1 protein-coding gene and 1 pseudogene are annotated in these 10563 nt (G+C 73.3%); both read left to right on the top strand.

What is annotated here, in order from left to right; translation table 11 throughout:
- Positions 1-6960 (top strand): type I polyketide synthase (locus AC07DS_RS46045; protein ID WP_479154703.1); only part of this gene is annotated, 6960 nt, incomplete at its 5' end.
- Between the two features lie 34 nt (positions 6961-6994).
- A pseudogene (locus tag AC07DS_RS46040) lies at positions 6995-10563 on the top strand (type I polyketide synthase); the annotation flags it as partial.

Genomic DNA, 10563 nt, shown 5'->3' with positions numbered 1-10563 from the left:
CGGCACGTCCGTGAGACCGTCCGTTTCGCCGACGGAGTCAGCACCTTGAGCGAGGCCGGTGCCACCGCCTTCCTGGAACTCGGCCCCGACAGCGTCCTCACGGCACTGACGGCGGTCTGCGCGGACGACAGCGCAGTCGTAGCTGTCCCCGCCCTCCGCAGGGACGGCTCCGAGGAGGCCGCCCTGGTCACCGCTCTGGCGCGGACGCACTGTGCCGGTGTCGACGTGGACTGGGCCCGGCTGTTCGACGGCTCCGGCGCCCAGCGGGTCCAGCTGCCGACCTACCCCTTCCAACGCGAGCTGTACTGGCCCGAAGCCGCACCCGCGCAGGTACCGGCCGCCTCGGACCCCGTGGACGACTGGCGCTACCGGATCACCTGGAAGCCGCTCACCGGCAGGGCCGCGCGAGCCGGCGCCGATTCCGCGCTCGCCGCGACCTGGCTCGTGCTCGTACCCTCGGACCGCGCCGAGGATCAGTGGATCACCTCGGTCGTCGACGCCCTCGGCGCACAGGCCGAGCGCCTCGCTGTCGACGTGTCGGACCGCGACGCGTTCGTCGAGCGCGTCACCGCGCTCGCGGCTGACGGTGGCCCGATCGCCGGTGTGCTGTCCCTGCTCGCCGTGCCCGCGACCGGCGAGGACGGCGCGGACATCCTGCCGGCCGGACTCGGCCGCCCGGATGTCCTCACGCAGGCGCTGGCGGCGGCCGGGGTCGAGGCTTCCGTATGGTGTGCCACGCGCCGTGCGGTGAGCGTCGGACGTTCCGACGCGTCCGCCGACCCCGCCCAGGCCGCGGTCTGGGGGCTCGGCAGTGTCACGGGCCTGGAAGACCCGGCCCGCTGGGGCGGCCTGATCGACGTACCCGACGTGCTGGACGAGCGCGCGGCGGAGCGGCTGCGCGCGGTGCTGGCGCACTCCGGCGGCGAGGACCAGCTCGCGCTGCGCCCCTCGGGCGTCTACGCCAGGCGCCTCGTGCGAGCCCTGCCGTCGTCGGGTGCGGCCGTGGACGGCTGGCACCCGGAGGGCGCGGTCCTGGTCATCGGCGGCGTACGGGGCTTCGGCGGGCACACCGCTCGCTGGCTCGCCCGCCGCGGTGCCGGGCACGTGCTGCTGGCCGGCGCGGGGGAGACGGGACCCGACGAAGTGGCGGCGCTGGACTCCGAACTGACGGAGCTGGGTAGCGGACTCACCGTCGTCGGCGTCGATCCGGCCGACGCCGGCGCGTTGACGGCGGCCCTCGACGGCATCCCGGACTGGTATCCGCTGACCGCCGTGATCCACACCGGTCAGGGCGACGAGCCCGCCGCGGACTCCGTCGGTCTCGACCGTGTCCGGGCCGGCGTCGACGCCCTCGAGGCGGCCCTCGGAGACCGGACGCTCGACGCGTTCGTGCTGTTCGCGTCGATCGCCGGGACCTGGGGCGTGCGCGGACAGGAGGAGGGTGCGGCGGCGAGCGCCTACCTCGACGCCGTCGCACGGCGCCGGAGTGCCCGGGGCGAGACCGCTCTGTGCGTGGCGTGGGGTGCCTGGACGGACCTCGCCGACGGCTCGCTCGGCCGGCACCTGCGCGCCAGCGGACTGCCCCCCATGGCACCCGAACGCGCCCTGGGCGTACTGGGCAGGGCCATCGGGGAGGACGCCGCGTCCGTCACCGTCGCCGACGTGGTGTGGGAGCGTTTCGCGCCCGCGTTCACGCAGACCCGGTCCACCGCCCTGTTCGCGGAACTGGCCGAGGCGCGTGCCGCCCTCGCCGCGACGACGGGTGCGCCGGACGGCGACCCGGCGGACGGACCGGGCTCGGCGGCCGCCGGTGCGCTGCGTGCCGACCTCCTCACCCGTCCGGACGACGCCGAACGCGACGCGGTGCTCCTGGCGCTCGTCCGCCGTGAGGTCGCGGACGTCCTCGGATACCCGGACGCGGAGTCCGTCCCGGCCGGCCACGCCTTCCGGGACCTCGGCTTCGACTCGCTGACCGCGGTCGACCTGCGAGGCCGGCTCGGCACCGCCACCGGCCTGAAGCTGCCCGCCACACTCGTCTTCGACCACCCGACCCCGGTGGCCCTCGCGGCACAGCTGCGGGCCGAGCTGCTCGGGGAACGGGACACGGAGGACGCGGCGACGAACGGCCGGGCCGCCGTCGACGGCCCCGGCGACGACCCGATCGTCATCGTCGGCATGAGCTGCCGCTACCCGGGCGAAGTGCGCTCCCCCGAGGACCTGTGGGAGCTGCTGCGGGCCGGCAACGACGCCATCGGCGGCTTCCCCACCGACCGCGGCTGGGACCTCGAACGGCTGGCCCGCGGCGACGCGGCCGGCCGCGGCCGCAGCGTCACCCGGCACGGCGGCTTCCTCTACGACGTCGCCGACTTCGACGCCGCGTTCTTCGGCATCTCGCCGCGCGAGGCGATGATCGTCGACCCGCAGCAGCGCATCGTGCTGGAGACCGCCTGGGAGGCGCTGGAGCGCGCCGGGGTCGACCCGGCGACGCTGCGCGGCGGCGACACCGGTGTGTTCGTCGGCGGCGGCAGCGGTGACTACCGGCCCGCCATCGACGGGATCGGCCACGTGGAGACCGCCCAGTCGGCCAGCCTCCTGTCCGGCAGGCTGTCCTACACCCTCGGCCTCGAAGGACCCTCGGTGACGGTGGACACCGCGTGCTCGTCCTCCCTGGTCGCCCTGCACCTCGCCGCGCAGGCCCTGCGCGCCGGCGAGTGCTCCCTGGCACTGGCCGGCGGCGTGACGGTCATGTCCAGCCCCGTCGGCTTCGTCGAGTTCGGCGAGATGGGCGCCCTGTCCCCGGACGGCCGCTGCCGTGCCTTCTCCGACTCGGCGAACGGCACCGGCTGGTCGGAGGGCGTCGGCGTACTGGTCGTCGAACGCCTCTCCGACGCCCGGCGCCGCGGTCACGAGGTGCTCGCCGTGCTGCGCGGCTCCGCCGTCAACCAGGACGGCGCCTCCAACGGCATCACGGCCCCCAACGGACCTTCCCAGCGGCGCGTCATCCGGCGCGCCCTGGCCAACGCGGGCCTGACGGCAGGCGAGGTCGACGCCGTCGAGGCGCACGGCACCGGCACCACCCTCGGCGACCCGATCGAGGCGCAGGCGCTGCTCGCCACCTACGGCCGCGACCGCGAGCACGGGCGCCCACTGCTCCTCGGCGCGCTCAAGTCCAACATCGGCCACACCCAGGCGGCCTCGGGCGTCGCCGGTGTCATCAAGATGGTCATGGCGATGCGCCACGGCGTCCTGCCGCGAACCCTGCACCTGGACGCTCCGTCCTCGCACGTCGACTGGTCGGCGGGCACCGTCGAACTCCTCGCGCAGGACACGACCTGGCCGGACACCGGGCAGCCGCGCCGGGCCGGCGTCTCGGCCTTCGGCGCCAGCGGCACCAACGCGCACGTGATCATCGAGCAGGCGCCGGAACACACGGATGCCACCGACGGAGACACGACGCCGATCACGGCACCCGTCCTGACCCCGCTCTCGGCGGCCACCCCCGACGCCCTGCGCGCCCAGGCCGGGCGCCTCCTCGCCCACCTGGCCGAGCGGCCCGGCACCGCGGTCACCGACCTCGCGTACTCACTCGCCGCCACCCGGTCCGCCTTCGAACACCGGGCCACCGTCCTCGCCGCCGACCGGCAGGAACTGGTCCAGGGCCTCACCGCCCTGGCCGACGGACGGAACGCGCCGCAGCTCGTCCACGGCCGCACCACGGGCCGAAGCCGCAGGACGGCCTTCCTCTTCCCGGGGCAGGGCGCCCAGCGCCCGGGCGCCGGCCAGGAACTGTACGCCCGCTTCCCGGTCTTCGCCGAAGCCTTGGACGAGGTGACGGCCTGCTTCGACACCCTGCTGGACCGCCCGTTGCGCGAGATCCTGTTCGCCGGACCCGGCACGGCCGAGGCCGCCCTGCTCGACGACACGGGCTACACACAGCCGGCCCTGTTCGCGACAGGCGTGGCGCTGCACCGCCTCGTCGAATCCTGGGGCATCCGGCCCGACTTCGTGGCCGGGCACTCGATCGGCGAGATCGCCGCCGCGCACGTGGCCGGAGTCTTCTCGCTGGAGGACGCCTGCACACTGGTGGCGGCCCGGGCCCGGCTGATGGCCGCGCTGCCCGCCTCGGGTGCGATGGTCGCCGTTCGGGCCGCGGAGGACGAGGTACGGGCCCGCCTCACCGACGGCGTCTCCGTCGCGGCGGTGAACGGCCCCCGTGCCGTGGTGATCGCCGGCGACACCGAGGAAGTCCTGCGCATCGCCGAGGGCTTCGAGGCCGACGGCCGGAAGACTAGGCGTTTGCGGGTCAGCCATGCATTTCACTCCGTGCACATGGAGGACATGCTCGACGAGTTCGCGCGAGTGGCCCGGGGTATCGGCTACACCGCCCCGCGCCTGCCCCTCGTGTCGAACGTGACCGGCGACGTGGCCGGCGCCGAGCAGGTGTGCGCGCCCGAGTACTGGGTGCGTCACGTCCGGGAGACCGTACGCTTCGGCGACGGCGTACGCGCCCTCGCCGACCGCGGCGTGACCCGGTTCCTCGAACTCGGCCCCGACGCCGTGCTCGCCCCGATGGCCCTCGACAGCGTCGCGGAAGCGGCCGGCGCCGAAACCGGCCAGGACCTCGTCGCCGTACCGGCCCTGCGCCGGGACCGGGACGAAGAGCGGTCGCTGCTCACCGCGCTCGCCCGGCTGCACACCGACGGACTCTCCCCGCACTGGCCCGCCGTCTTCGCCGGTACGGGCATCCGCCGGGTGGACCTGCCGACGTACGCCTTCCAGCGCGAGCGGTACTGGCCGGACACCGTACCCGCCCGGCGGGACGCGGCCGGTGACGCCGAGTTCTGGACCGCCGTACGCACCGCGTCCTTCGACTCCCTCGCCGACAGCCTCGACGTCGACAGCGATGCCCTGTCCCAGGTGCTGCCCGCACTCGCCGACTGGCGCCGCCGGCGCGAGGAGCGCTCCACCGTCGACGGATGGCGCCAGCGGATCGGCTGGAAGCCGCTGACCGGACTCCGTACCGGTACCCCCGGCGGCACTTGGCTCGCCGTCGTACCGGCCGGACACGGGGACGACCCCTGGACGAGCGCGCTCCTCGGTGCTCTCGGCCCGGACACCGTCCGCATGGAGCTGGACCCCGCCACCGACCGGGAACGCCTCGCCAAGCGACTGCGCGAACAGGGCGAACCGGCAGCGGGATCGGGTGCGTTCACCGGAGTCGTCTCCCTCCTCGCCCTCGACGAGACCGACGACTCGGACGTCCCGCTGGGCATGACGCTCACCACGGTGCTCGTCCAGGCCCTGGGCGACGCGGGCTTCACCGCACCCCTGTGGTGCGTGACCCGGGGCGCCGTGGCAGCGACGCCCGACGAGCCCGTGCCCGCGCCGTTCCAGGCAGCCGTCTGGGGCCTCGGCCGCGTCGCGGCGCTGGAGTACCCCGGGCGCTGGGGCGGCCTCGTCGACCTGCCGCCCGTACTCGACGCGGCCGCCGCGGGCCGGTTCGCCGGCTTCCTGTCCGCGCCGGGCGGGGAGGACCAGGTCGCGGTCCGCTCCTCGGCGGTTCTCGGCCGCCGGCTCCTTCCCGTACCGCCGGGCAGTGCCCCGGACCGGGTGTGGGACCCGGCCGGCACCGTCCTGATCACCGGCGGTACAGGAGCCGTCGGCGCCCGGGTGGCACGCCGCCTGGCCCGGGCCGGCGCCCGGAACCTGCTCCTGATCAGCCGTGGCGGCCCGGATGCGGCGGGCGCGGCGGAACTGACCGCCGAACTGCGGGCGGCAGGCGCCGAGGTCACCGTCGAGGCCTGCGACGCCGCCGACGCGGACGCCCTCGCCGCCGTCCTGGCCGCGATCCCCGCCGAAGCACCGCTCACCGCGGTCGTCCACGCCGCGGGAGTCCTGCACGACGGGGTGATCGACGGCCTGACGCCCGAGCGCTGTGCCCCGGTGTTCCGCGCGAAGGTCACCTCCGCACTGAACCTGGACCGGCTCACCCGCCGACTGGGCCCGAACCTCTCGGTGTTCGCCCTGTTCTCGTCCGCCTCCGCGGCCGTGGGCAACCCCGGACAGGGCAGCTACGCCGCGGCCAACGCCGTCCTCGACGCCCTCGCCGAACAGCGCAGGGCCGACGGGCTCGCCGCCACCTCCATCGCCTGGGGTGCCTGGGGCGGCGACGGCATGGCCGCCGACGACCGGGCCGCCGCAGCGGCACACCGCACCGGCGTACGACCCCTCGATCCCGACCTGGCCGTCCTGGCGCTGCGCCGTACCGTCATGGACCCCGACCCCACGGCCGTGGTCTCCGACGTGGAACCGGGACAGTTCGTCCGGGCCTTCACGGCCGTACGGCCCAGCAGGCTGCTGGCGGAACTGCCCGCACCACAGGCACCGAGCGCACCCGACGCCGGCACCGCCGGCCCGGTCCTGCGCGACCGGCTGGCCGGGCTGACCGCCGCACGCCGGCGGACCGCCGTACTCGACCTGGTACGCGGCCAGGCCGCCGGCGTCCTGGGCCACACCGGCACGGAACTCGTCGGTGCGGACAAGGCCTTCCGGGACCTCGGCTTCGACTCGCTCGCCGCCGTCGAGCTGCGGAACCGGCTGAACGCCGCGACGGGCCTCAGCCTGTCGTCGACGCTGGTCTTCGACCACCCGACGCCGGCCGAACTGGCCGGGCACATCCTCCGCGACCTCGACCCGGACGACGCCGGCGACCGGGCGCAGAGCGAGGACGCGCAGGACCGCGTCCGGACCCTGCTGTCGTCCGTGTCGCTCGACCAGCTGCGCCGGATCGGCGTACTGGAGCCCCTGCTGAAACTCGCCGCCGAGCAACAGGACCAGGACCACCCGGCTCCCGAGCCCGGTGGGTACGACGACGCGTCGATCGACGCGATGGACGTCGACGCCCTGGTCCGGGCGGCCCTGCAGAACCCTTCCGACGATGAACCCGAACAGCAGGACTGACGGAGCGGACAGACCCATGACCACGGCCCACGACAAGGTTGTTGAAGCTCTCCGGTCCTCGGTGAAGGAGACCGAGAGGCTGCGGCGGCAGAACCGGCAGCTCGTCGCCGCGGCCACCGAACCCATCGCCGTCGTGGCCATGGGCTGCCGGTACCCGGGCGGGGTCGCCTCGCCCGAGGACCTGTGGAAGCTGGTGGCCTCGGGAACCGACGCGATGTCCGGCTACCCCACCGACCGGGGCTGGGACCTCGACGCCCTGCACGGCGCCGGCACCGACCAGCGCGGCATGGGCGTCAGCCGGTGCGGAGGCTTCCTCGACTCCGTCGCGGACTTCGACGCCGACTTCTTCGGCATCTCACCGCGTGAAGCCGTGTCCATGGACCCGCAGCAGCGGCTCCTGCTGGAAACCTCCTGGGAGGCCTTCGAGCGGGCCGGGATCGACCCGGCCCGCCTGCGGGGCACCCGCACCGGCGTCTTCGTCGGCACCAACGGCCAGGACTACGCCTACCTCCTCGTCCGCTCCCTGGACGACGCCACCGGTGACATCGGCACGGGCATCGCCGCCAGCGCCACCTCCGGCCGGCTCTCCTACACCCTCGGCCTGGAGGGCCCCGCGGTCACCGTGGACACGGCCTGCTCCTCCTCGCTGGTGGCCCTGCACTGGGCGGTCCAGTCACTGCGCACGGGTGAGTGCACCCTGGCCCTGGCGGGCGGTGTCAACGTCATGTCGACACCGGGTTCCCTGATGGAGTTCAGTCGTCAGGGTGGTCTGGCCTCGGACGGCCGGTGCAAGGCGTACGCGGACGCGGCGGACGGCACCGGCTGGTCGGAGGGCGTCGGTGTCCTCGTCCTGGAGCGGCTGTCGGACGCCCAGCGCAATGGTCACCAGGTGCTGGCGGTGGTGCGGGGCTCTGCCGTCAATCAGGACGGTGCGAGCAATGGCTTCACCGCTCCGAACGGTCCGTCGCAGCAGCGGGTGATCCGGCAGGCGTTGGCGAGTGCGGGGCTTTCGGCGCGGGATGTGGACGTGGTGGAGGGGCACGGTACGGGTACGCCGTTGGGTGATCCGATCGAGGCCCAGGCGCTGCTGGCGACCTACGGCCGGGAGCGGGACGCCGGGCACCCGCTGTGGCTGGGCTCGGTGAAGTCGAACATCGGTCACACGCAGGCCGCGGCGGGTGTCGCGGGTGTGATCAAGATGGTGATGGCGATGCGGCACGGGGTGCTGCCGCGCACCCTGCACGTGGACGCCCCGTCGACGCACGTCGACTGGGCGACCGGTGATGTCCGGCTCCTCTCCGAACCGGTGTCCTGGCCGGAGCTGGACCGCCCGCGTCGGGTGGGCGTCTCCTCGTTCGGCATCAGCGGGACGAACGCGCACGTGATCGTGGAGCAGGCCCCGCAGGCGCCGGCGGAACCCGTCACCGCCGAACCGGTCGTGGCGCCCGGGGTGTTGCCGTGGGTGGTGTCGGCCAAGTCCGAGGCGGCCCTGGATGCCCAGGTGGAGCGGCTGGCCGGACTGGAGGCGCTACGTCCGGTGGACGTGGCCTATTCGCTGGCGGTCGGCCGTGCGCGTATGGCGCACCGTGCGGTGCTGGTGGACGGTGCCGAGATCGCTCGTGGTGTGGCGGTTGAGCGGTCGTTGGCGGTGTTGTTCTCGGGTCAGGGGTCGCAGCGGCTGGGTATGGGGCGTGGGCTGTATGCCCGGTTCCCGGTGTTCGCGGAGGCGTTCGACGCGGTGTGTGCGGGGTTGGACCTGCATCTGGACCGTCCCGTCCGCGATGTGGTGTGGGGTGATGACGCTGATCTGTTGAACCAGACGCTGTACACGCAGACCGGTCTGTTCGCGGTCGAGGTGGCGTTGTTCCGTCTGGTCGAATCGCTGGGTGTGCGGCCGGAGTTCGTGGCCGGGCATTCGGTCGGTGAGGTGGCTGCCGCGCACGTGGCCGGGGTGTTCTCCCTTGAGAATGCATGCGCGCTGGTAGCCGCCCGCGGCAGGCTGATGCAGGCGTTGCCCGAGGGTGGCGCGATGCTCGCCGTTGAGGCGACCGAGGACGAAGTGCGGCCACTGCTCGGCGAGTTCGTGTCGCTGGCTGCGGTCAACGGTCCGTCGTCGGTGGTGGTCTCAGGTGTGGCGGAGGCGGTGTGGGAGATCCGCTCCCACTTCGAGGCGCTGGGGCGCAGGGTGACCCGGCTGCGGGTGTCGCATGCCTTCCACTCGCCGTTGATGGACCCGATGCTGGAGGACTTCCGGGCGGTCGTGTCGGGGCTGTCCTTCTCGGCGCCGGAGATTCCGCTGGTGTCGAACGTGACGGGTGAGTTGGCGTCCGAGGTGGTGTGCGACCCGGAGTACTGGGTGCGGCACGTCCGTGAGACCGTCCGTTTCGCCGACGGAGTCGCCGCCTTGAGCGAGGCCGGTGCCACCGCCTTCCTGGAACTCGGCCCCGACAGCGTGCTCACGGCGTTGGCATCGGTCTGCCTGGACGACAGGTCTGTTGTCGTCCCTGCCCTGCGCAAGGAGGGTTCCGAGGAAGCCGCCCTGGTCACCGCTCTGGCGCGGACGCACTGTGCGGGTGTCGACGTGGGCTGGGCCCGGCTGTTCAACGGTTCCGGCGCTCAGCGGGTCGACCTGCCGACCTACCCTTTCCAGCACGAGCGTTACTGGCCCGCGCTCACTCCGGCCGTGGGCGATGTGGCCGGCGCCGGACTGATCGCCGCCGAGCATCCGATGCTCGGCGCCGTGGTGCCCCTCGCCCAGAGCGAGGGCGTGTTGTTCACCAGCCGCCTGTCCCTGCTCACACAGCCGTGGCTGGCTGACGACATCGTGAACGGACAGGTGGTCTTTCCGTCCACGGGCCTCCTCGAACTGGCCATCCGGGTCGGCGACCATGTCGGCTGCGATCACGTCGAGAACCTGACCGTGGCGGCTCCGCTCGTCATCGCCGAGAACGGCGATGCCGTGCTTCAGGTCCGCGTGGGCGACCCCGACGACGCGGGTGTTCGTACCGTGCGCTTCTTCTCCCGCGCGGACGGTGGGTTGGACGAGCCGTGGACCGAGCACGCTTCGGGTCGGCTGGCTCCCGGGGGCCCTGTTTCCCTCGGTGAGAGCCGTTCCGTCGACGAGGAGTTCGCGCTCTCTGGCGAGGCGGCACGCAACGCAAGCAGGTTCGGTCTGCATCCGGCTCTGCTCGGGGACGTGATGCGGGCAGCGGCTGGTGACGACGATCTCGTACCCGTGTCGTGGAACGGGGCGACGCTTCACGCGTCCGGGGCCGCAGTGGTCCGGGCACGCATCGGGCACACGGACGGGGAATCGGTCTCGATCACGTTGGTCGACGTCGACGGCGCACCGGTGCTGTCCGTGGAGTCGGTGACCTTCGGACCGAGGCCGACGGTAATCGGTGGACCGATTGCTGACACAGACCTGAGTGACTCACTGCTGCGGTTGGAGTGGGTGCCTGTTTCGGGTGGTGTGCGGGGGGTTGTTGCTGATGTTGAGGCGTCGGTGGTGGTGCCGTTGGTGGGGGAGGGGGTGGGGCCGGGGGTTGTGCATGGGTTGTTGGGGCGTGTGTTGGGTTTGGTGCGGGAGTGGTTGGCGGGGGT

It is taken from the genome of Streptomyces sp. NPDC044064, from assembly GCF_056434245.1.
This window is presented reverse-complemented; position numbering and strand designations above follow the sequence as displayed.